Consider the following 22,972-nt stretch of genomic DNA (forward strand, 5'->3'; position numbering starts at 1 on the left):
CGTTTACTCAGGTGCACCCCTCCGAATCTGGCCAGATTATTAAACCTCTGAGAAAATCCTCCAGTACCCTTCGTTCCGCAATTCCTGCACCAGACAGTACAGTAGCCACACGCTCTAGTAACAGAGGTTCATGCATTAATCTTTGTTTATACTCAGGAGATGTGTAGCTCCTTAGTGTGTCTATACATATTTCTAATAACTCTCTATCCTCAACAGTCAGTAGAGAAAGCAACAATTCAAATTCATGCCTCTCTCGAGTACTATCCAAGCAGTACGCAAGCTTCTTCTGCCAGCTGAGGGGTTTGCTCAATACTTCTCTAGATAAAATATCCCAATCACCTAGTTTAAAATCTTCCAGAATTTCTGTCGCTATAACACAACCGTCATCGTACCAGGAATCAACTGTCGTCTCGGCGTATAAAAGATTATCAAGTTGTTGGTACATATCATTCCTTATCCCATCCTAGGATTTTTATAACACCAGTCTGAGTCATAGGACATGGAGTGTAGTTTCTTAATATCTTCCCATGTGTAGACCCAGTCATAATCTGCTACCCAAAAGTAGTCCGCCTGGTTAAGTTTCAAATATTCATACACAAACTGAAAAATAACCTCTTCTGCACCAAATGCCTCTTCTATTGTACCTACCCGAATGAGATCCTGTTTAGGGTCTAAATTCAGATCTTCGTGATCATGAAATAAAACACTTTTATTTTCTTTTGCCTTTACATATAGGATAAATTGACGGTTATTTTCTTCACTATTGTACGAATGACTTAGAACATTCAAGGTTGTTGAAGAAAATCTCCCCATTTTCAATATGTTTATGATTATCAAAAATTAGTCTATGATCTGATTGAAACACAGCAATTATAGTGTCAGATAAAAACTTCTCTGGTGAATACTTCTCACGCTCCGTTAGAAAAAAAGCTGTTGTTCCCATGTTATTTTATTGCCTCTTTTCATGATTCCAGAGAAATTTAAAACCTGATAGATTACTTTCTTTCTTCGGCCTTCATGCGAAGCCAGTCCCTTGCTTCCTGCCCTTTGAGAATTTGAGGTTTATCGGCTGAACCAATATGAATACTGTGGAAATTGGCCTCTTCTATTCCTTTGATGTTTCTTAACGTTACTCCTTAAAACAAACCCCCTTCCAACCTTGCTTCACTTATGTCTACATCTGTTAATGAGGCATGGCTAAAATCAGTTAAAGAGAGGTTGCAGGCTGAGAAATTACTATTTTTAATTGTTGCATTATCAAATAGTGATTCCCATAGATCGCCTCTTGAAAATCGAACTGTATCCACATTGGAGTTAGAAAATTCTGCATATGACAAGTCTGATTTGTAAAAATCACAATGGATCACGTTGCTATTTCTATATAATGACGAACTTAAAACAGAGGCATGAAAATCTATGTTGTTCAGACTCAGACCCTCAAACGTACAACTCGCCATAAATGACTGCTCTAAACAAATAGTAGAGATATCAAATTCACGAAAATCAACATCCTGCAATCGAAGTTGCTCACCTTCCTGACCGCTAGTATCAACCCATTTTCTATGAAGTTTGAATCTGTTATACATATCGTTTCTCATCCGTCCCTCGTCCTCTAATCCATGTAAGAAATAGCTGTCTTGATCGTATCGTTTAATTTTAATTCAGGGTTACTGTACTGCACCAAATGCGGGATCATTCATATGAAGAATTGCTCTTTCGCATTATCTTGATAACTTCTTGGTGCATATATAGTTCTGCTGATATATTTCACGTTGAGGATTCTTGCTCTAAATCAGATAACTTCTCACTTATTCTTGCAACGTTCTCACTTTTCAATAGTTTTGCGTTGAGTTCAGAGATGAAATCCAGAAACAGATGTGTATTACGTATGATTTCTTTGACAAAGGACTCCAAATTTATAGAAATCGCACTCCATGTTGAGTACTTGAATTCCTCCAGCGGTTCAGTAATAAATAAGTCCAAAACTACTTCACGATCCGTATCTTCCACTAAGCTAACTAGCAGTTCTTCTCCATGTGCTTTAAACTCCAACCATAGATTAGCACTATCAGGAATTCGATAAGCAACGTACGGATTCACGCTTACCATCTTAGCCACCGTCAGTAAGTCAACAAACCATCTAACTAGTCTCTCATTACCGAATGGGCAATCATCAAAAAACATACCATACGTACTTCCGTTGAAATCCAATTCAATTATTCCATCTATATCTTGTTTGGCCTGATCAAACTGCTCTGCAGACATTTGCTTCAGCGCGTCCAAATCATCTATGGCTTTAAACGAAATCGCGAACATATTTTGAGCACACTCCTAATCTTTTAAATCACTAATTTTATACTTATGTGTACCATATATTGAATCTACATTATCATTCCGAATGAACACTTTAATTGATTCATCAAATACCGTGACAGTATGCAAACCATCCTTCACACCTTGTTGTTTCAATTGATTTACTGCCTCTGTAGAAGCATCTGTTATTCTTTTATCAGACCATTCTTTATTAAAAAAAGACTTCCTACTCAGCATCTCATTTATTTGCTCATCAGACATCTTCTTTTGCAAGAATGGGAGTTGTTGTTTTGTACTATTAACAGAATGTCTATTAATAACGTGGTCAATTAGATTTTGACTCAGTTGTTGAGTAGGCCGATCTTTAATAACCGGACTTTTTTCCTCTATAACTGGTTTCTGATTTTTCACATCCTCTAAATTCTTCTTCAACTTCGCCACCGCCGGATGAGAAGAAGGCAAGCGAAACGGGCCTTTGCGCCCAGGCATACTTCCGCGAACCATCTGAAAAGCCATTAAAACCTGACTGAACTTTAGAGAAGTCACCATCATCTGTGCATATCGATCATTCACTGGCTCGCCTGTGAAGGGATGAATTCGATTTTCAAAGGCTTCAATCTGCAAAGCAAAAATATCTTCCCCAGGCTCCTCAGTCCCTACAGCTTGCATCCGATTAAAGTCCAAATGTCCCTGATCCTTTTGATACGCCTGCAAGGCCGCCTGATCAGTAACACCATCCTCATTTACAGGCATATGTACCAGTTTCCCAAACACGTTGACTTGTGCCATCCGGTAGCCTTTATCCTCCGAACCCGCATCATTCCCCGAACTCTTCATCATCGCTGCCGCACCCACAGCACCAATAACACCACCCAGACTGCCCTTCTCGGCATCTGTCTGCTCAAACCTCGTAGCAATATTCGTTAACTCTTTTGAAGTATACAACATGCTCTCCAGTGCTTTCTGTAATACAGGACGTGACCGTGCAAAATCACCATAAAAACGCTCCTGCGTCACACCCAGCCATACAGCCTGAAGAAACATAATCTGCCTTGAGAGGTTATCCTGGATATGCTCCAACTGCTGTCTCGCCTGATCCACCTGATTTGATACGTGATGTAATTGTTCAGGGGTCACTTTGATTGTACTCATACGCTTTCTCCGCTCATTTGAAATAGGATCCTCCTATGTTAGCAGAAGTATAATATGTAAAACCATCCGGCTAACATCCTGAATTTACCTATAACCCGACATCTGATACACCACTCATCGGTGCTATAGTCCTATATGCATATACCCACATCCAAGCACATCCTACCATTTTCAGTAAACCCAATAACAACCCCCTACTTTATCCCCGCTAAAAACACCCGATACCGTTCAATCTGCTCCTTCGTAGCCATTTCTCGCAAAGATTCCAGCACCGCTGTACACTTGATAATATGCCTCTCCATCCCCAGCCTGTCCGCTATACACATCGCCTTCAAAATAAATTCCACCGCCTCCTGCGGCCTTCCCATCCACTGTTCATATAAAGCCCTTTGGTAACAATAGTGGTACATATCATCGTTGTTTAACGAATCTATCCCCACTCCCGACCCATCAACCTTCTCCTCAATCATCTGTATGACAAAATCAATCCGCCACCCATGCCGCACCGCGGCCTCTGTGATCCAAACGTTCCTCCGGATACTCCAGCAAAAGGTTCACGTACCCTTCCAGCAACTTAACCTGTCCTGCTTCAATCTCAAGTGCATAGCGATGGATTTCAGCCTTCCGTTTGAACTCCTGCACAACTTGTAGCTCTGCCTCATCCATTCCTTCCATACACCCCAATGTTGCATACTGCTGGATACAAGCTCGTGCTTTATCGATCTGCCCCAGCTTCTGATAAGCCATACCTCGCATCATATGACTCCATCCCATGTAATAAACCAATGGACGTTCCGTATGAATATGAAGTTTATACCCACCTTTCTCCTTACACTCCACCCGTTCTTCATATATAGACTGTGCGCACTGGTACAACACACCCGCTGTCTCCAGCACTTTGTTCCAATTTTCAAAAGCCACAGCCATATCCAGCATATCAACGATAATATCCGGTTTGAGGGATTTTAGGATAGATGATCGCAAAAGGAAGCCTCCTTATAATATGAATATTAGAGATAATGAAACAAAGCTATTTATGCTTTAAGATACAGCCTTTCATTTATTCACTTTCAGAAACTCCAAAGAAGTAGTACAATAAATCAAATATAGTACTTAATCGCAGTTTTTTCAATAGATTTTACCGCCTTTAAGTCTCTGCTAAATACATCGATACTCTCCTAACCTTTAGGAGAGGTGGTTAATATGACAAAATTACGGAACACGGTAGGGGAACGAATTAGAGCAATTCGAAAAACAAAGGGTTTGACACAACAGCAACTTGCTGAACTTTCCGGATTAGATGACGCGTATATTGGATCAGTTGAACGTGGGGAGAGAAATTTCTCAATTGATACTTTGGAGAAGATTGTCACGGCTTTACAGATTCCTGCAACTGAACTTTTTTTCGATCTAAATAATATGAATGAGTTACAGCTATTTCAACAAAAAGCAATCGATGAATATACAGCTACTGTCAGAAACATGAACATTAAGCAGATTACCATTCTAAATAAGCTAGTTAAAAACATGCAAGAAGCTTTTGAATAGATTAATACTAACGCCCCCCACTTATTATCAGTCAAAAAATCAAGGAATAAAAAAGAACGCTATATTTGGAATTTAGCGTCCTTTTTCTAGTTTTCAGGAAGTGTATGAATAATCTCTCAAGATAATGACTAGCCTACTTTATCTATAATAAATTCTGTCACTTCTAATGTTATATTTTCCACGAACCCCTTATAGCTTCCCTTCACAGGATTAACAGTGATTGCCCATCTATTCCACTCAGGATTCTTAACAGACCAATCAATCGCTTCTAACTGTTCGGTTTCTGTTTCCCAATCCTCTTTCCAGACAATAACTTCATTATCACTTGACATTATTGTAGCATTTAGATAGAGAGCAATTGCATTTTGAATAGGTTCATGACCAAGTACGTACTTTACTACATCTCCTGGTACTTCTGGGAGAACAGAAAAAAACATAGTAAAGAATTTACTTAAGAAGCTAGATATTTCATCATACTGACTCTTGATTAATTCTTCGTCTTTTCTATTAGGTGTTTTCTTTCCAAAGAGCAGATAACTGATAAATGTTTTAAATCTAGCCCCCGTAGAAAATGCTTGATTAGTTGGTCTAAGAATTTTGCTCTTATTTAATTCGATTTGGACAACTTTAAGAATCGAAGTAGTTCGATGTAACTCTTGAACTAGTAAATTCATTATGTCCCTTGAATCATATTGTGTTACTAATGACATCGATACTCGCCTAGCATTTGAATTAATATCAGAGAAAAGCTTACGCTCATCTTCTTCAGATAGCCCAAAATAAATTTGTGCAGTAAGAAAATTGGAAACAAAATTAATGTGCTCATCCTTATTCAACTTGTTTTTTTCAATGTACTTTTCCATTGCCTTTATCCTATGTTGTCCATCTATAACTATTAATTTATCATCTTCCTCTAATTCAAGTGTGCTGGTTGCCCTATTATATTTGGCAATTGGATTCTCTCGGAAAGAAAAAACTAAAGCTGGGAGAAAAATTCCTATATCTGATTCTGCTTTATCGAAATATTTTAAAAGACTAGGCAAACGATTGTAGGATAAATCACGATTTATTCTAAGATCTATTTTAGATATTTGTAATATATCATCTACTCTTATTTGTGTTGACATCATGCCTTTTGTTCTGCTTTTGTTAATTGTGTCAATAGTTCCTTTCAAGCTGATTTTAGACATGTGCTCTAGCTCCTTCGTATTTTTCAATTAAATACATTGAAAATGTTCTTACTATTCTACCAATTGAACCAAAGTTATATTTTTTAGTCTGATTGTTATATTTAGCTGCTAATTTTCTGAAATCGTTATTTTTATGGCTCCAATCAACGTTATATATAGCTCCTTTAAAAAACTCTTCCATTCTTTTGTTTGGATATTTCTTTTTCATTTCGAATACATACTTTGCTATTGCAACCATTACATTAGAAGAATAAACAACATATTTTTCACGGTCTAACGCATCCTTCGGTGTGTACTTCACCAATAGGGTTAAAAACTCTTCTGTACTTTTTTTGTAGACTGGATAAGTTTGTGAACTAATTTTCGAATTCGAAGTTCGAGTATATGTACCTTCATTGAGTGTTTTTGCAATAACATATATTGTGGCCGCGGTGGCAAGTTTACTTCTTGTTGTTTTTGAACGACATTCAAATAAATCCGGTGAGATCGTAGGGTGGTTTGATACTATCTCTTTTATCATTTCACCATATAGATCATCTTTCTTATACATTATTAGTAGAGTATTATTCACCGCCGAAGATTTAGTGTTCACGTCAGTAAATAATTGTCTTTCTTTAACCAAATCTAGATTTGAGTATATTTGTATAGTTAATGGAAATGACTCGAGATTGTCAGAGAATTCCATCAAATCTTTATCTTGAGGTTTTTGAGTAAGCATTGCTTCTACACGATTTTTAAGATGTTCAAATGCTTTTATTCGATGTTGCCCATCTAAAATAACTAGTTTATCATTCATGTTAAGCCTAAACTCAGATGTTTCTTCATCATACACACCTTTTCCTCTAGAAGAAAAGATCATAGGTGCAAAGAATACATCTTCTCCATCTATTCCAGATTGTATATATTTACTTATAGCTGAAACTCTTTCGGGTGCTATGTCCCTCTGAACATCTCTATCTATTAATAAGAACTTAAGGACATCATTTACCGAGCATTGAGCTGTAACAATTTCTTGTCCAAACTGGATTCCCTTTGTAGCCTTTAGGACAATATGGTTTCCTTTTTTCCCTAATACTGATAAGTCAAGCATTGGCTTCCCCCTTGAAGTTTAAACTATATTGGCTTATATAGTACTTCTTTGTGGTTTATATTTCCATATGTATCTTTTATTCTTGATATATATTTCAAGTACAATTTAAAATTGAGCATTGTCTTTGCTCTGCTGTATGTAAATAATAACTTCTAAATTAAGTACATATGAGATCTTCAACCGAGATCCATATGTACTTAGTTACATTTGATCATATTATGATTTTACTGTTTTTAATTCTTCAATTACGCTCTTAATTATATTTTCAATAGGTTTTGCTAAGGATGTGCTATCCTCTTTATAATCGACCATCGTTAAAGCCTTCTTCAAAATAAACTCTATATAGTTTAATTTCTGATAACTTTTGGGACATTTGATAAAATAATCTTTATCGTCTTCATAAATATCACACCACACCCCGCGCCAATACCCCATACTCCACCCGGTTCCGGCCCTTTTGCTTCGCCTGATACAGCGCCTTGTCCACGGCATCAAATAGCTGAATTAAATAGCGTTCGCCATCCTCCGGTACGTCTTCGTCCTCATATGCAAAATCATCAATCGACAGAATACCGACGCTAATTGTAATTGCTATTTCCCCCATCCCATAATTCAATGAAATACGATTGGATTCCACGGTCTGTCTTACACGCTCTGCAATATCAATCGCTAGATCATGCTCGGTATGCGGCAGGTAGATCATGAATTCCTCTCCACCATAGCGGGTTAGAATGTCGGTACTGCGTACAGATTGCCGTAGTGCCTCTGCTGTGCGAACCAGTACTTCATCTCCAACCACATGACCATAGTGGTCATTAATGGCTTTGAAGTGGTCGATATCGAGCAGCATGAGGGAAAACGGCATTTTATATTGAAGGTTCGTGAGTACTTCATGATTCAGATGTTGCGTCAGGTAACGGCGATTATAGCACTGCGTCAGACTGTCCGTCAGCACCAGCTCTTCCAGCTTGCGGTTGGCATCGGATAACTCCTGACCAATCAGATCGAGCGCCTCATTGCGCTCTTGTAGCGTCTTGTACTGCTGGTTCATCGTTTTAGCATAGAAGCGCTCTTGCGAGACATCCTGGAACGTCAGCAGGTGCCCTAGCGGTGCAAGAGCCGAGTCCACAATCGGAGAAGACTGCAGAATATAGTGGCAGAGCTGGCCGTCTTTCTCCACGATCACTTCGATCTGGCAAAGCTCCATTTTTTTCAAGCGATACTTGTTCAGGAACTTCCGACTATTCCCCTCCACAGACACCCCAGCGAGAAATGCCTCCATGTCCCAGGCATCCCCTACATGTTGTTCTATGAAAAAACGAGAGGCTTTGTTCACCTCCACAATCACTTCGTTCTCATCCAGCACCAGGATGCCATACGGAATCGTATTAATGACGTCCTCATGGGCGATGGAGACCAGATTGAACACGTTGTACCTTTTGATTACATACACGAAGAACAGGTCGGACAGGAAAATACCCAGTGAGGTCAGACCCGGAATAATCGGCAACCAGCGGCTTAGCAATACATTAAGGATGGCATCCAACGTGGCAAACGCACCCAGCACAAAAATACCCCAAAGAGTGATTTTGACCTGCTTTTGAATCATGGCTGGTGTCTTGGAGGAAAATACCGCATGAAACATAATAACAAGGGAAGTCACGAAATAGCTCACCAAAATGAACATGACCACCCAGAACCATGGGCCGTAAGCACGCTCGATATAACCACCCTCCAGAGGCATGACAAAATCATGCCAAGGGTTCGCAACAACCCCAATCGCTCCGATTACAGCGGGTACAAACAGCAACACCAGCCGCCTTTGGCTTAATCGTTCCGCATAACCGGTAATAAACAACGTCAGCAGCAGCCACCCGCTCCCTAGCAGCGACACCGCTACAAAGGACAACAAAACATAGAATAATTGCAGGCCCGGATCATCGGTGAGCGTACTCGCAAATTGACAGAAAGGCCACATCATCATCAAACCGTGAAACAAAAAATACACCTTATGTAAATTGGTAATTCTAACGGTAGCAAACACATACACGCCCACACCAAACAATAGCACGAATAACGAAAGATCATACCACACTAATGGGTTCACAAATCTTCTCCTTCTTGGAAGTGACACTGTTCCATAGTTATCAGCGGAATTCTGATACGTTACCAAACGTTGAACTTTGATTTTTCTTCGGATCATTCTACAAACAACTATATGAGATACATCTGCTAGGCTTTGAATTTGTTCTGGTTAAATTACCCATATCGTACCATACCCCTGATACGCTGAGTAGCCCATTCACTGGAAGTCTGCCCAACCTCTGATTGAAATCGTATTCATTTTTTGCACTTTTGTGAACGTTTTATTTGAAGACTCCACGTCAAAAAAAACGCCCAGCTTGCAACTGAGCGTTATCCAGCCCGTAACGGAATACGTAATCTATTTTATTGAAAAAAAAGCTTCACTACTGGTAACTCTCCTACGTCCGTGCTATTTCTATTTTTCTTTTCAATCTATTCATGACTAGCTCATGATCCATCAAAGGTTCTTTAGCAGAAATCTGTTTCTCCGCAACGATTAAACGAAGTTGAAGCTCGTGTCTTGCCTCAGTTAATCCGTTATTTCCATGAAATTCGTTAGAAAACCGTTTGCTTCCCATAAAAATCAGACTCCCTTTTCGTACCTGATATCAACGCTTCAATTCCACTTACTTCACATCTGCCAAAGGCTCATTGTCCGAGAACAGATCCGGGTTTTCCTTCAACATCTCTGTAAGCACCTCGGTTGTTCTCTCAGCATCACAGACACTTGCGACGGCATCTCCAAAACTCCCTTTATGCATCGCGCCTGCTTGAACCAGCACCTCATCCACCTTCCAGAAGTGTTCTGACCAAGATAGTCCGCAATGTCTGCGTGAAGGTACGGAAATTTTAGTTCCATCTGGCAAAACAGTATACAGCATCTCATGTTCATCGGTCATTCTGCCCGGAATGTCCACCCACTCCTCGATCCCATGAATAAACGTGTTCCGTTTCAAATCCACCCCCACCAGCAGAATTGTCGCTTTGCGATCAAGTAGCTTGCCCCATGCAGAACCTCGTGCACATGGCGTATCGAAGAGATGATCGTCCTGTGTGAACGCCTGTGCGTCCTTCCCTAATGCCGCTACCGAGTGTGTAGGATGCCAGGAACGGACAACGTTAGGACGTTTACGGAACAACTCCGGCAGAATGCCCACACAACAGGAAGACGTTTCCACGTGGAACAATGGATTACTTTTGTTAATGGTAGACCACGTATGCGTAGGCAAAACGAGCAAACCATCCTTCATATACTCACTCAGCGCATCCAGCACGGTATCTGCCCCGCCCTCTACCTCCCCCATACTCTTCATCGAAGAATGCATCAACAAGGTGCCGTGACGATCTATGCCTAATTCCTCTAGCTGCGCGATAAGACTTTCGTATGTATGTGTCATCTTGGAATAACCTCCTTAGGAATCGATGTGATGTATCGAAAAATAAAACAAAGAGCCGAGATAGGTTCTCGGCCTCTGTAATACACTTTTATACGGCAAGCAGATGCTCGCTTTAACGTTGAATACACTCATGAATTTGATCTCTGATACTCTGATCATACTTCAGGCATGATCGGATTACAACCGAGATTCATCCTTTGGAATTGGAATCAAGGCGTGGATTAAAGACCTTAGTGATGATTCTAAAACGATATATACCATTTATAATTCCATGTTTGTCCGTATGACTATTTAATAATAACGTACTCCAGGTTCACCAGCTTCGCATACGTTACGATCTGATCTGTCGTCAGGTTCAGGGATACCACCGTGTGGTGTCCGCCACCGTTCTCAATCCAAGCTTTAACGCCGTCTTGGAAATTCGGTTTTACCGTCCACAATACACGAGCGACTGGCAAATTTGGTGCTGGAACCGTTGGTTCGAAGGCAGATACTTCATTGATCAGCAATTTGTAGTGTGTACCGAAGTCTGCCATAGATACGACGACACCTTCGCCAGCTTTGCCGTCAAATACGAGACGAGCCGGATCTTCACGATCGCCAATCCCCAGTGGAGACACGATGATTCTTGGTTTTGTGCTGGCAAGTGTAGGATCAACCTCAAGCATGTGAGATTGAAGAATCGCTTCTTGGCCGGCTGCCATTTCATACGTGTAATCTTCCATGAAGCCTGTGTTTTCGTTGTGAGCCATAATTTTGAGCAAACGATCCAGTGCTGCTGTTTTCCAATCCCCTTCACCCGCAAATCCGTAGCCTTGAGCCATCAGGCGTTGTACTGCCAGACCCGGAAGCTGCTTCATGCCGTGCAGGTCTTCAAAGTTCGTTGTGAAGGCCGTATAACCGCCGTTATCCAGGAACTTTTTGATCGCAATTTCATAGCTTGCTTGCACACGTACACTAGCTTCCCATGCTTCTTTGCTGTTGGTGCCATAATCGAATTCATACAGGTCCGCATATTGTGTGATCAATTCATCAATCTCTTGCTCAGTTACAGCGTTCACGTACTCTACAAGGTCACCGATGCCGTAGTAGTCTACTGTCCAGCCAAACTGGATTTGAGCTTCTACTTTATCCCCTTCTGTTACCCCTACGTTACGCATGTTATCGCCGAAACGAGCAACTTTGATGTTAAAGCTTTCGTTGTATGCCACCGCTACGTCCATCCAGTCTGCAACCTGCTGTTGCACTTCCGGACGCTCCCAGTAACCCACAACAATTTTATTTTGTTTTCTCAGACGGGCATTAATGAAGCCATATTCACGGTCACCGTGTGCCGCTTGGTTCAGGTTCATGAAGTCCATGTCGATGGTTGCCCATGGAATGCTCTCGTTATATTGCGTTGCGAGGTGAAGCAATGGCTTTTGCAGTAATTTCGTACCGCGAATCCACATTTTCGCTGGAGAGAAAGTATGCATCCAAGTGATGACACCCGCTACTTCGTCGCGGTAGTTCACTTCTTTCATGATGCTGGTGATTTTGTCTGCGGTTACAGCCAGATCTTGCAATACGAGTGGATAAGGGAGTACGCCGCTAGCATTAAGGGCATCTGTAATTTTCTGTGCGTTTGCTTTAACCTCACCAAGTGCTTCTTCACCGTACAAATGTTGTGAACCGACAACGAACCAAAACTCTTTTGCTGCTGTTGCTGACATGGAATCATCCTCATTTCATTAGATTATAGTTGGATAGGTTGGTTACACCGGGACACTGCGATTGCAGTACCATCTTTCGATCGCTGGTTATCCTCGGATTTCTTTCCATTCCCCTCTTTAAGGGGGAAATCCGATGATAAACGCGAGCGCTTCGCTTCTTCAGATTGGTTCTGCACTCTCCGTTAATGGTGTAAAAAGGTTATTCAACTGCGGGTTGGGCAGGGTAGTTATACCGGGACACTGCGCAGACAGAATAATCTTTCGATCACTGTTATCCCCAGATTTCTTCGAACCCCTTATGTATAAGGGGAAATCCGGTGATAAAGGTGAACGCTCCGCTTCTACAGCTTTCTTCTGTCTGCTCCGTTAGTGGTGTAAAAAAAGGTTGTTCAACCTCGTATTGAACAGATTTTCACACCGGGAAACTGCGATTGCAGCATCTCCGGGTCTTACATATCCAGATTACTTCTGGCCGTAGTATGCGTCCTTGCCGTGTTTGCGCAGGTAGTGTTTATCCAAAATGCCTTGCGGCAGTTCTTTGGCAAAGTTGTTCAACTGGCGGGCGTACAGGTTCATTTTGCAGACCTCTTCCAGCACGACGCTGTTCACCACGGCTGACTTGGCGTCTTTACCCCATGTAAACGGTGCGTGACCATGCAGGAGCACAGCCGGAATTGCCATCACATCTAATCCGCGTTGTTCGAACGTTTCAATGATTACACGGCCCGTCTCTGCTTCGTATCCACGATCAATCTCATCCTGGTTCAGGAAACGTGCGCATGGCACGGCTCCGTAGAACGTATCCGCGTGAGTCGTTCCCATGACAGGTACGTCCAGACCGGCTTGTGCCCAGATCGTTGCCCATGTGGAGTGCGTATGCACGATGCCACCAATTTCCTTGTAGTGTTTGTATAAAACGGCATGGGTTGCAGTATCCGAGGAAGGTCTCATCTCCCCTTCCACCACGTTACCGTCGAGATCGACGACAACCATGTCGCTGGCTTTCATTTTTTCATAATCAACTCCGCTTGGTTTAATGACGAACAGACCGCTTTCCCGATCAATCGCGCTCACATTGCCCCAAGTGAACTTCACCAGTCCGTGCTTCGGAAGCTCCAGATTGGCCTCGAATACCTCTTGTTTCAGTTGCTCTAACATGTTTAGTTTCCTCCGTTCTCTACCAGATGCTCTACAGCGGCATGTTCAATGGCAAGTCCGCTCCGGTAGCGTTCGATAAATGCTTCAAATCCCTTCACATCGGCAGCTTCCGGAGCCACTTCGACCCCTTCTACATCCTTGAACACCTTTTGCTCCAGGAAAACATCCAGCGTTTCTTGCTCGCCTTTGTCCTTCAGGTACGAAGCCAGCAAAGCCATACCCCACGCGCCGCCTTCACCAGCGGTAGACATTACCGATACCGGAACGTTCATGGCCGCTGCCACGATTCGCTGTCCCACCACAGGTGTCTTAAACAGACCGCCATGCGCCAGAATGCTGTCAATCGCCACCTGCTCCTTCTCGGTCAGGATATCCATGCCCAGCTTGAGTGCGCCGAAGGCGCTGAACAGATGGGTGCGCATAAAATTCGCTAGGTTAAACTTACTTTCAGGAGAGCGCACGAACAATGGACGCCCATGCTCCAGTCCTGTAATATTTTCACCAGAGTAGTACCCGTAGCTGAGCAATCCGCCCCCGTCCGGGTCGGCTTCAAGCGCCTTGTTAAACAACACGCTGAACAGCTTGCCGGAATCGGCCTCGATGCCCATCGCCTGAGCGAACTCGCGGAACAATCCGACCCATGCGTTCAGATCACTGGAGCAGTTGTTCGCATGCACCATGCCAACCGGACTGCCGTCTGGCGTGGTCACCATGTCAATCTCGGGATACACGCTGGACAATTCCTTCTCCAGAACGATCATCGCAAAGACTGACGTGCCCACGGAAATGTTCCCTGTCCGTTTGCGCACACTGTTTGTCGCGACCATACCTGTTCCCGCATCACCTTCTGGTGCACAGAGTGGAATTCCTGATGCCAGTTCTCCTGACGGATCAAGCAGATTCGCTCCAGCTTCCGTCAATGCACCTGCATGTTCACCTGCGAGGTACACTTTAGGTAGCAAATCCTTGACCTTCCACGGATAACCTTTGCCAGCAATATGCTCATTGAACTGCTTGATCATTGCCGGGTGGTAATTATGCGTTGTCTCGTCAATCGGGAACATACCCGATGCATCGCCGATCCCAATCGCCTTATTGCCAGTCAACAACCAGTGGATGTAACCCGCCAGTGTGGTCAGGTAATCAATCTGAGGCACATGTTGCTCTCCGTTCAGAATCGCCTGATACAGATGGGCAATGCTCCAGCGTTCAGGGATGTTGAATTGCAACAGCTCGGTCAGCTCGCGTGCAGCCGCACCTGTCGTTGAGTTACGCCACGTACGGAACGGTACGAGCATTTCCCCCGCCTGATCCAGCGCGATATATCCGTGCATCATGGCAGAGAAGCCGATTGAACCTACAGTCGTCAGCGGTACACCATACTTCTGCTGTACATCCTGCTTCAACTCGCGGTACGCTGTCTGCAAACCCGTAATGATATCCTCCTGATTGTACGTCCAATAGCCGTCTTTCAGCAGGTTCTCCCATTCATAACTGCCGGAGGCAATCGTCTCAAAATGCTCATCAATCAATACCGCTTTAATGCGCGTTGATCCAAGCTCAATCCCAAGTGAGGTTGCTCCCTTGGCAATAGCTTCTTTCACATCCACATGACTCGTCACTTCCACATATCCCCTCTCTGCTCGCCATCTACGTCCGTGGAATGGCATGTATTCCAACTGCACCCTCGTAAGGTGCAATCCACCACCTACGTTCGTGGCTATAATCTATTTCAGCATTCCAAGAATGCGCTTTCCTGTACTGACAGCCTTAGTATATTTTTTGTACGTACATTTGTCAATGAGATAACGAAGTTATACTCACAAAGGACTATTTTTGTAAAATATTCAATTGCATCAACGTATTTTAATTTATTTCCTCTATAGAAATGTAAGGTTTAATTCGACAAAATCGCAGTCAGTTGTACGTAACATTTATAAAAATGTACGGTTTCTCTTGCAAGTAAAGTGAATCATGCTAGAATATGTACGTACAACTTGAGCCATATTGATATAATATAGATGTTACAACGAAAGAAGTGGACGAATTGAAACCTAAATACCAAGTGATTATTGATGATATAAAGAGCCATATCCTGTCCGGGACTTACAGCATCGGCGAGCAGATTCCTACTGAATCAGCCTTGCAGGAAAGTTATAACGTGAGCCGTCAGACCGTTCGTAAGGCCATTTTGGAGTTGTCTAACGAAGGTTTTTTACGCAGCGAAAAGGGTTCGGGCACCTATGTCAGCAATCAGTACCGATCGCGAGCAGGTGGCAACACTTCCAAGAAGACGATCGGGGTCATTACCACCTATATCTCGGACTATATATTCCCTTCCATTATTCGCGGTATCGAGCGTCGTCTGAATGAGGACAACTACTCGCTACTGCTCGCCAGTACGAATAATGATGTAGCACAAGAGAAAAAGGCACTTGAGATGATGTTATCTTACGGCGTAGATGGTCTGATTGTTGAACCGACGAAAAGCAATCTGTACAACCCGAATATTGCGTACTATCTGTCTTTTAAGGAGCAGGATGTGCCGTTTGCGATGATCAATGCATTTTATGAGGAGTTAGAGGTCCCCTTTTTCTGTCTGGATGATGTACAGTCCAGTTATCTCGCCACTAAGGAATTAATCTCCAAAGGCCACACCCAGATCGGGATTATTGCCAAAATGGATGATCTGCAGGGCAAGTACCGGATGAAGGGATACATCAAGGCACTAGGGGAAGCAAAACTGAGGTTCCACCCCGAGCATGTGCTCTCGTTTGATACCGCATCAAAAACAGATCTGTCCGCAAACGTGACAGCATATCTGCAAGAAAATCGGGAAGCACTCACCGCGATTGTTTGTTACAACGATGAAGTTGGGCTGGAAGTGGTACACGCTTGCCGCCAGCTCGGTATTTCGATCCCGGATGAGCTGTCCATTATTGGTCAGGACAATTCGTACATCGCCAAAAATGCAAATATCAGGCTCACCACACTCACTCATCCCCAAGAGCAGATGGGTCGTGATGCTGCCGATTGGGTTATCCGCAAGCTTCAGGGGAAGAAAGACCTCCCTACTCAAACCTACTATCAGCCTGAACTGGTGGAGGGAGAAACAGTGAAAGAGATGGAGATTGAGTAAATATTCTTATGCTTGCAACGCTAGCCAGTAGCAAGTGATATACTAGATGGGGCACGGCGTAATATATATCGTACGGATGACGTAGAGTTCCATACGATTTACGTTTTTTTACATTTACACGAGCAATACAATTTGGGATAAAAAGAGTTCAGGAGGTGATCTCGTCATGGTTGAAATGAACGGCCTATCACAACCAGCACATCTGTCACCTGTGGACTTGAACAGCATGCGTGCCAGAAACGTTGGGAGATTTTCTGAAATCACGACGCGCCCGGCTTCAACCGGAGCAAGCAGGACTCGCTAAGACTCATGGTCAACGCCGAACACCGGGGTTACGCCGAGAAGAGGTTGCCATACTGGCAGGGGTTAGCGCAACCTATTATACGTTTCTGGAACAGGGGCGAGAGGTAGCCGTCTCCCGAGAAGTTATCGAGAGTATCGGCCGGGCACTTCAATTGTCTCCCGATGAGCACACCCATCTGCTCGGCCTATGGAATGGCAATGAACCTGAGATGGCCCTGCCAATTACCTCGGAGATCACTCAACCTTGGCGGGATATTGTGAATCAGATGGCGTTTCCTGCGTTCATCACGAATGATCGTGCTGAGTTGCTTGCCTGGAACACATCTGTCGACAAATACGTATTGGACTACACTTCACGTGCTCCAGAACAACGGAACATGATGTTTAGCCTATTTACAGATCCGGAAATGCGCGCTCGCCTTATCAATTGGGAGGAGATGGCGGCACATTCCGTTGCCATATTCCGTACCTCTTATGATAAATATACACATGATCCGTGGTTTCCCAAGTTTGTAGATGATCTTTCCAAAGAAAGTTCTGAATTTGCATCGTTATGGGAGCTGCACCACGTAGAGGCAAAGAGGGTTACGCGCGTTTACTACCAACTGCCCGACCAAGAACAAGCTATCGCATATGACATTAATTCGCTATCATTCACGCTGGATCACCCGGATCTGCATCTGTGCATCTATTCTCCAGTCAAAGAACAGGAATCTTAAACAGCGCTTGCCCCTCTTCTTTCACAAATCGTATGATCTACACTTCATTTACCACCGTAGTCCTATACAAGACAACCAGAATAATGCCATCCTGGTACTGCCGTTACTAGCATAAGCATGCTGTGGTTGGGGTAGTAACTGCGAATTAGAATGGAATCATGCCTTAAGCATAACGATGAAGGTACTATATTCTTTAATTTGCGGAAAAGAGGGATGATCGGATGGAGTTTAATAATAATGGAGTGGTGAAAAGAAAGTTAGGTTCACTTGGACTTGAGGTATCCGCACTGGGACTTGGTACCATGATGATGCCTGACAACGAGGATTCTATACGTACGATTCATGGTGCACTGGATCACGGAGTTACCTTGTTCGACACAGCTGATATATACGGGGTACATTTCATGCAACAAGGACTGTTCGGAGGTAACGAGCAGCTGGTTGGTCGAGCTCTGAAAGGCCGTCGTGATCAAGCCATTCTGGCGACCAAATTTGGCATTGTATCTCCAAACATGAAGGTACTCGGACACCCGGCGTATGTCAAAAAATCAATCGATTCCAGCCTGCTTCAACTGGGCACCGATTACATCGACCTGTACTATCAGCATCGTGTTGATCCGGACGTCCCCATTGAAGAGACTGTCGGCGCTATGGCTCAACTTGTGCAGGAAGGTAAAGTCCGCTTCCTTGGCCTTTCGGAAGCAACGGCGGATCAGATTCGGCGGGCTCATGCCATTCATCCCATCACGGCGGTAGAAACAGAATACTCGTTATGGAGCCGCGAAGTAGAGGATGAGGTGTTGCCTGTGCTGGATGAACTGGGTATCGGTTTTGTGCCCTATAGTCCCTTAGGACGCGGATTCCTGACAGGACAGATTCGGTCGTTTGATGATCTGCCTGCGGATGATTACCGCCGCTTCTTCCCTCGTTTCCAAGGAGATAATTTCAATAAAAATCTGGAAGTCGTAAGTCTGATTGAACAGCTTGCCGCACGAAAAGGCTGCACTACGCCTCAATTGGCTCTAGCCTGGCTTCTGGCGCAGGGGGAGCAGATTGTGCCTATTCCGGGTACAAAACGTCTGGATCGGTTGCAGGAGAACCTTGGTGCATTGCAGGTAACAATCACACCGGAAGAACTTGCTGAGATCGAACACATCTCGCCAAAAGGGTTTGCGGCTGGCGAACGTTACCCTTCGTTTTCCTGAGGTCAGAGCTGAATAAGAGTAAGAACATTAAAAAGGCTGCCGTTCGGCAGCCTTTCTTATCTCACTTTTTAAATCTACTTATACTCATAATCTTCTTTTTTTTACTCCTCTTATCAGGCAATCTCCCACTCTCCATGCCCTTCAGCTGCGGTCTGTTGCCGGAAACGTCAGGATCACTGTCGTACCCACTCCCTTCTCACTCACATACTTGATCGTTCCGTTAACCTTCTCCACGATGTTGAAGCAGATCATTAGCCCAAGTCCCGTACCATTCGTTTTCAGCGAGTAAAACGGGGTACCCAAAGCTTTAACTTCCTCCTCCGTCATCCCACACCCCTGATCCACAATTTTGATCTCCACCTTCTGCTTCACAAGTCTTGCTGTTACATGAACCATGGCTCCCGTATCCGAGGCTTCCAGAGCGTTCTTGATCAGATTAATGATCACCTGCTTAAACTCAACGGCATTCATGAAGATCGTGCAGCCCTCTTCAATCTCGATATCGATATGTTTATTGGACAACATGGCATAGGAGCCCAGTAGGCTAGCTACCCCCTCAAGCACCTCTTGCACATGTACTTTCTCATCAACCAATATCTCTCGGTTCGGTTTGGCAATGGACAAAAATTGGGAGGTCACCTGTTCCACCGTATTCAGCTCATCGATCATCAGCGCGAACTTGGATCGATCGGCAGCATCGAAGGCCGGATTTTGTTGATACAACTGCAGGAATCCCCGAACCACCGTTACCGGATTACGAATTTCGTGCGCAACCGCTGCCGTTAGATGTGCAACCATTTGGAGACGTTCAGATTGTTGTACCTGTTCCAAATATAGTTCCTGTTTGCGGATCCGATCAAACGTTAAATAGAAAATGAGAAACAGGAGCAGTTGACTCGCAATGATATTAATCAGATTTCCGGCCAGATCTATATGTATATATTTATACAAATTATCTTGCTTGTGAATATACGTCGTTACAATCACCAGCATGACTGTATTCAAGCTGAGCGAAATATAAAACAACTTGAAATCATAGAACAAGATCGCGAGTGCTGGAAGCAAACAGATCATAATGTAAGTTGTCCACGTCTGAGGATAGATCAAAGCTAGCGTGTAGAAATAGACAAACCCAAGTAAAATAATGCTCAATCGAAATGCAAATGTCTCATATCTGGGGTAAATGAGCAGACATACAGGTATCGTCACAACACATAACAAATGAATGACATATCCGATGGTCATACCCTGAAGCTCTGCGGTAGATACGGCTAAACCGGCTACCATTAGAAGGATCATTAGAAACATCGATATATAATAGGTCTTCCGGTTCATTGGACTATGCAATTCCTTCATCTATTCACCACCTTGTTCGTGAATTTCTATATATAGTATTGTAGCTTATTTCCTGTATCACCTTCCATGGATGAGAAATATTTTATTTTAGTCATACCAAAATAAGCTGCATGGACATTTAGCCCATACAGCTTATTTCGATTAATGCAACTGTATATTTACAGCACATTCTATTTAAAAATGTACTCGTAATTAAAGAATAACCCCGATTACGCAAGTATTTACCTATTAAGGTTTAATCACAGAGAGAAGTGATTCGTTGCCCTCTGAGATCACCGTTACTTCCGGCGCGAACTCGGCATCCTCAACATGTAGGGTTTGACCAATTTTCATTGCACTAATATCAAACTCGACCACGGTTGGCAAATGACGAGGTAGAGCCTCCACTTCAATAGTAGCTAACTGAATCTGCACAACCCCGCCGTACTTCGCATCCTCTGGGGTTCCGTTGAACTTGACCGGGATTTTGGTACGTAGCACCTCATCGTTCTGTACCTGCTGAAAATCGACGTGAATCAAATCTCGTGTAACCGGATCACGCTGCAGATCTTCCAGCAATACGGTAAGTGAAGGTTTTTCTTCGAATTGCAGTTCGATGAATCCGGACGCACCTTGGTTCAACCATTTTTGAAAGGGTACCGACGGGATATGAATCATTTCATTTTCTGTGTTTTTGCCAAAAACAATACCTGGCAGGCGGCCAGATTGGCGCAAATTCTGAAGTCCGGACGGCTTTAATTTGATACGAGTTTCCGCTTGTATAAGAGTAGTCATGCTATGTTCGCTCCTCTGTATTCTATGATTTTCTGTACACGTTCACTTACCATCATCCAACATTCCCCTACGGGGGCTAAAGAGAGAAACATAGCATCACCACCTCCACACGGCCTCATTTTATAACCATTAAATGTAAACTCCCATAATATACAGCAAGGCACTCTACTTGGAAAAGTAGAATGCCCTTGGGATGCTTCCAGCCTATCATAGAAACCCATGTTTGTCGATGAACCGACCAACTGTACCATGATATTCATTACTTAACAAATACATACATTTGGTATATTATAGAATTGTAGCAAAAAATTATAAGAAGAGAGGAGTTTACACTTTGAAAAAGACACTCTCCATGCTTATCGTCATGAATTTAGTTCTTACCCTTGCCTTTAGTTTCAGCGCTTCTGCTAACAATGATATTGAGGGAAAGGAACTGCCGGATGCACGCATTACGGAACAGTTCATACAGCCAGACACTGAGATCATCACTGAGCTGACCGAGGCTCCCACCGAGTTGGATTCTACTCCATTGAAGGAACACCAGCTCAAGGAAACGGTTAACCTGAATGAAACTTCTTCCACTTCCAAAACACATAAGCAACAAAGTCTACTGGCTACTCCGCAATCGGAGGATACAGATAACACAACAGCCTCAGCTGAGACCACTACATACACTGGCTACATCCAGGAGCAAGGCACCTCCAGCTATTTATACCCGATCTATGTACAGCCGGGGCACATTCTGCAAGTACAGATGGATACCCCCGCATCTGCGCAGCTTGATTACGATCTATATCTCTATGAATTCGATATGTCCACCGGGGAAGTGAATCCGAATCCTATTGATTACTCCATCTACGGGACATATTTGAACAATTACGGGAACGGGTCCAGAACCTTATCTGAAAATGTAGGCACGAAAAATATCACTTCCGGCGCCAAAGCCTACTTAATTGAAGCCTACGGCAAGGTTGGTGCCAGCATTAATGAGCCGTTTACCCTGACGGTCTCCACAAGCTCGACATATGATGCCTTCGAGACGGACGAGAACGCGCTACGTGCCTATCCGCTTACCGTTGCTGTTGGCGGCTCTACACTCGCAACCCGTTCATTGAATTCGGAGATCGATCAGGATTGGTACAAAATCACCGTTCCTGAGAGCAGAAACTATGATGCGATGCGTATCACGCTGGACCAGGCTTCAACGGCGAATGGTTACAAAGCTGAATTGTACGGGGCTTTAAGTAACAATCGAATGGCCTTGATGCCGACCACGAACGGTAACGTATCGTTAGGTACAGGCACTTATTATTTGAAGGTGTATACCACCAACACTTATTCGGACACCAATTATTCACTGCATTTGCAGCCTGTATTACGTGCAGACAAAATTGTCATTACGGGTTACAACTCAAACGGCGGCCCCAACGATTATCCTTCTTACGCCTATGGACGCTACTACCGAATCACAGGATCAAGCTTCACGGTGACAGGGGTTGCGGCTACTTCCGATAACTATGCCGTTGCTAATACGGAAGTCGAGGTCATCTGGGCGAATGATGCCTGGTCTGAAAGCAGCAACAATCGTTATCGCAGTGCCAAAGTTATGACCAACAGCAGTGGACAGTTCACAGCAACGTTGTCCCTGCCTCCTTCCGCCGGTAGCCTCAGTCAGTACTTGCCAGGAGCCATAAGCTTCACCCATTATTATGATCTTTGTGCTGTGGTGGCTAGAGTGACAAGTCGCCCAAGTGTGAATACGACCGATATTGTGTATCACTTCGCCTACAGTATTTATGGCGGTTGATTGAATCAAGGAGAGCAACGAGTG

22 protein-coding genes are annotated in these 22,972 nt (G+C 43.6%); 5 read left to right on the plus strand and 17 right to left on the minus strand.

What is annotated here, in order from left to right; genetic code table 11:
* Window positions 1-7: 7 nt before the first annotated feature.
* The 7 genes from MHI38_RS15720 to MHI38_RS15750 form a co-directional block, all read right to left on the minus strand.
* The gene (locus MHI38_RS15720; protein WP_154889786.1) at window positions 8-445 is read right to left on the minus strand and encodes a hypothetical protein; all 438 of its coding nucleotides are present in this window, start codon (window positions 443-445) and stop codon (window positions 8-10) included.
* A gap of 8 nt (window positions 446-453) precedes the next feature.
* Entirely contained in the window at window positions 454-819 is a 366-nt protein-coding gene (locus MHI38_RS15725) for a hypothetical protein (protein WP_341181415.1), read from the minus strand.
* A 317-nt stretch (window positions 820-1,136) separates the two neighbouring features.
* Window positions 1,137-1,598 (minus strand): pentapeptide repeat-containing protein, encoded by a 462-nt coding sequence (locus MHI38_RS15730; protein WP_222592178.1) that lies wholly within the window; start codon window positions 1,596-1,598, stop codon window positions 1,137-1,139.
* 169 nt (window positions 1,599-1,767) lie between these two features.
* Entirely contained in the window at window positions 1,768-2,316 is a 549-nt protein-coding gene (locus tag MHI38_RS15735) for a hypothetical protein (RefSeq protein ID WP_154889784.1), read from the minus strand.
* Window positions 2,317-2,331: 15 nt separating this feature from the next.
* Window positions 2,332-3,465, minus strand: coding sequence for a WXG100 family type VII secretion target (locus MHI38_RS15740; protein WP_154889782.1), 1,134 nt, complete (start codon window positions 3,463-3,465; stop codon window positions 2,332-2,334).
* Between the two features lie 194 nt (window positions 3,466-3,659).
* Complete coding sequence (locus MHI38_RS15745; RefSeq protein WP_341181416.1) at window positions 3,660-3,971, minus strand: hypothetical protein; 312 nt, start codon at window positions 3,969-3,971, stop codon at window positions 3,660-3,662.
* Window positions 3,949-4,449, minus strand: coding sequence for a hypothetical protein (locus MHI38_RS15750; RefSeq protein ID WP_341181417.1), 501 nt, complete (start codon window positions 4,447-4,449; stop codon window positions 3,949-3,951). The genes MHI38_RS15745 and MHI38_RS15750 overlap by 23 nt, the downstream gene beginning before the upstream one ends.
* 219 nt (window positions 4,450-4,668) lie before the next feature.
* On the opposite strand from MHI38_RS15750, the gene MHI38_RS15755 reads away from it, so the two are divergent.
* Window positions 4,669-5,013: a helix-turn-helix domain-containing protein gene (locus MHI38_RS15755; RefSeq protein ID WP_341181418.1), complete on the plus strand. Its 345-nt coding sequence runs from the start codon at window positions 4,669-4,671 to the stop codon at window positions 5,011-5,013.
* Between the two features lie 128 nt (window positions 5,014-5,141).
* On the opposite strand, the gene MHI38_RS15760 is transcribed toward MHI38_RS15755, so the two are convergent.
* The 8 genes from MHI38_RS15760 to MHI38_RS15795 form a co-directional block, all read right to left on the minus strand.
* Window positions 5,142-6,203: a DNA sulfur modification protein DndB gene (locus MHI38_RS15760; RefSeq protein ID WP_341181419.1), complete on the minus strand. Its 1,062-nt coding sequence runs from the start codon at window positions 6,201-6,203 to the stop codon at window positions 5,142-5,144.
* Window positions 6,196-7,293, minus strand: coding sequence for a DNA sulfur modification protein DndB (locus tag MHI38_RS15765; protein WP_341181420.1), 1,098 nt, complete (start codon window positions 7,291-7,293; stop codon window positions 6,196-6,198). Before MHI38_RS15765 ends, MHI38_RS15760 begins: the two co-directional genes overlap by 8 nt.
* Window positions 7,294-7,699: 406 nt before the next feature.
* Window positions 7,700-9,400, minus strand: coding sequence for a histidine kinase N-terminal 7TM domain-containing diguanylate cyclase (locus tag MHI38_RS15770; protein ID WP_341181421.1), 1,701 nt, complete (start codon window positions 9,398-9,400; stop codon window positions 7,700-7,702).
* A 376-nt stretch (window positions 9,401-9,776) separates the two neighbouring features.
* On the minus strand, window positions 9,777-9,956 hold the full coding sequence (locus MHI38_RS15775; protein ID WP_154889770.1) for a hypothetical protein: 180 nt from the start codon (window positions 9,954-9,956) through the stop codon (window positions 9,777-9,779).
* Between the two features lie 48 nt (window positions 9,957-10,004).
* Complete coding sequence (locus MHI38_RS15780) at window positions 10,005-10,775, minus strand: AAC(3) family N-acetyltransferase (RefSeq protein ID WP_336121553.1); 771 nt, start codon at window positions 10,773-10,775, stop codon at window positions 10,005-10,007.
* Window positions 10,776-11,062: 287 nt separating this feature from the next.
* Window positions 11,063-12,487 (minus strand): L-arabinose isomerase, encoded by a 1,425-nt coding sequence (gene araA / locus MHI38_RS15785; RefSeq protein ID WP_154889766.1) that lies wholly within the window; start codon window positions 12,485-12,487, stop codon window positions 11,063-11,065.
* Window positions 12,488-12,949: 462 nt separating this feature from the next.
* A complete protein-coding gene (locus MHI38_RS15790; RefSeq protein ID WP_090923505.1) occupies window positions 12,950-13,645 on the minus strand; it encodes an L-ribulose-5-phosphate 4-epimerase in 696 nt (231 codons plus the stop codon).
* Between the two features lie 2 nt (window positions 13,646-13,647).
* Window positions 13,648-15,315: a xylulokinase gene (locus MHI38_RS15795; protein ID WP_341181930.1), complete on the minus strand. Its 1,668-nt coding sequence runs from the start codon at window positions 15,313-15,315 to the stop codon at window positions 13,648-13,650.
* Between the two features lie 377 nt (window positions 15,316-15,692).
* On the opposite strand from MHI38_RS15795, the gene MHI38_RS15800 reads away from it, so the two are divergent.
* From MHI38_RS15800 to MHI38_RS15810, 3 genes are all read left to right on the plus strand, one after another.
* The gene (locus tag MHI38_RS15800) at window positions 15,693-16,784 is read left to right on the plus strand and encodes a GntR family transcriptional regulator (RefSeq protein WP_090923506.1); all 1,092 of its coding nucleotides are present in this window, start codon (window positions 15,693-15,695) and stop codon (window positions 16,782-16,784) included.
* A gap of 230 nt (window positions 16,785-17,014) precedes the next feature.
* Window positions 17,015-17,806 carry a helix-turn-helix transcriptional regulator gene (locus MHI38_RS15805; RefSeq protein ID WP_341181422.1) on the plus strand — a complete coding sequence of 264 codons (792 nt, stop codon included), beginning with the start codon at window positions 17,015-17,017 and terminating at the stop codon, window positions 17,804-17,806.
* 242 nt (window positions 17,807-18,048) lie between these two features.
* Entirely contained in the window at window positions 18,049-19,011 is a 963-nt protein-coding gene (locus tag MHI38_RS15810) for an aldo/keto reductase (protein ID WP_445667234.1), read from the plus strand.
* A 141-nt stretch (window positions 19,012-19,152) separates the two neighbouring features.
* Here MHI38_RS15810 and MHI38_RS15815 read toward each other — a convergent pair whose 3' ends face one another.
* Window positions 19,153-20,367, minus strand: coding sequence for a HAMP domain-containing sensor histidine kinase (locus MHI38_RS15815; RefSeq protein WP_341181424.1), 1,215 nt, complete (start codon window positions 20,365-20,367; stop codon window positions 19,153-19,155).
* A gap of 228 nt (window positions 20,368-20,595) precedes the next feature.
* Window positions 20,596-21,141, minus strand: coding sequence for a 50S ribosomal protein L25 (locus tag MHI38_RS15820; protein WP_090923510.1), 546 nt, complete (start codon window positions 21,139-21,141; stop codon window positions 20,596-20,598).
* A gap of 334 nt (window positions 21,142-21,475) precedes the next feature.
* On the opposite strand from MHI38_RS15820, the gene MHI38_RS15825 reads away from it, so the two are divergent.
* Window positions 21,476-22,948 carry a hypothetical protein gene (locus MHI38_RS15825; protein WP_341181425.1) on the plus strand — a complete coding sequence of 491 codons (1,473 nt, stop codon included), beginning with the start codon at window positions 21,476-21,478 and terminating at the stop codon, window positions 22,946-22,948.
* Window positions 22,949-22,972: the final 24 nt, after the last annotated feature.

This window comes from Paenibacillus sp. FSL K6-1558, assembly GCF_038002565.1.
Classification (GTDB): Bacteria; Bacillota; Bacilli; order Paenibacillales; family Paenibacillaceae; genus Paenibacillus; species Paenibacillus polysaccharolyticus.

What these genes read in the sequence shown, in the direction of transcription:
- MHI38_RS15815 (WP_341181424.1), bottom strand. Translation starts at nt 20,367, where the DNA reads ATGAAGGAATTGCATAGTCCAATGAACCGGAAGACCTATTATATATCG.
- MHI38_RS15765 (WP_341181420.1), bottom strand. Translation starts at nt 7,293, where the DNA reads ATGCTTGACTTATCAGTATTAGGGAAAAAAGGAAACCATATTGTCCTA.
- MHI38_RS15740 (WP_154889782.1), bottom strand. Translation starts at nt 3,465, where the DNA reads ATGAGTACAATCAAAGTGACCCCTGAACAATTACATCACGTATCAAAT.
- MHI38_RS15795 (WP_341181930.1), bottom strand. Translation starts at nt 15,315, where the DNA reads ATGCCATTCCACGGACGTAGATGGCGAGCAGAGAGGGGATATGTGGAA.
- MHI38_RS15780 (WP_336121553.1), bottom strand. Translation starts at nt 10,775, where the DNA reads ATGACACATACATACGAAAGTCTTATCGCGCAGCTAGAGGAATTAGGC.
- MHI38_RS15735 (WP_154889784.1), bottom strand. Translation starts at nt 2,316, where the DNA reads ATGTTCGCGATTTCGTTTAAAGCCATAGATGATTTGGACGCGCTGAAG.
- MHI38_RS15760 (WP_341181419.1), bottom strand. Translation starts at nt 6,203, where the DNA reads ATGTCTAAAATCAGCTTGAAAGGAACTATTGACACAATTAACAAAAGC.
- MHI38_RS15820 (WP_090923510.1), bottom strand. Translation starts at nt 21,141, where the DNA reads ATGACTACTCTTATACAAGCGGAAACTCGTATCAAATTAAAGCCGTCC.
- MHI38_RS15720 (WP_154889786.1), bottom strand. Translation starts at nt 445, where the DNA reads ATGTACCAACAACTTGATAATCTTTTATACGCCGAGACGACAGTTGAT.
- MHI38_RS15790 (WP_090923505.1), bottom strand. Translation starts at nt 13,645, where the DNA reads ATGTTAGAGCAACTGAAACAAGAGGTATTCGAGGCCAATCTGGAGCTT.
- MHI38_RS15775 (WP_154889770.1), bottom strand. Translation starts at nt 9,956, where the DNA reads ATGGGAAGCAAACGGTTTTCTAACGAATTTCATGGAAATAACGGATTA.
- araA (WP_154889766.1), bottom strand. Translation starts at nt 12,487, where the DNA reads ATGTCAGCAACAGCAGCAAAAGAGTTTTGGTTCGTTGTCGGTTCACAA.
- MHI38_RS15730 (WP_222592178.1), bottom strand. Translation starts at nt 1,598, where the DNA reads ATGAGAAACGATATGTATAACAGATTCAAACTTCATAGAAAATGGGTT.
- MHI38_RS15755 (WP_341181418.1), top strand. Translation starts at nt 4,669, where the DNA reads ATGACAAAATTACGGAACACGGTAGGGGAACGAATTAGAGCAATTCGA.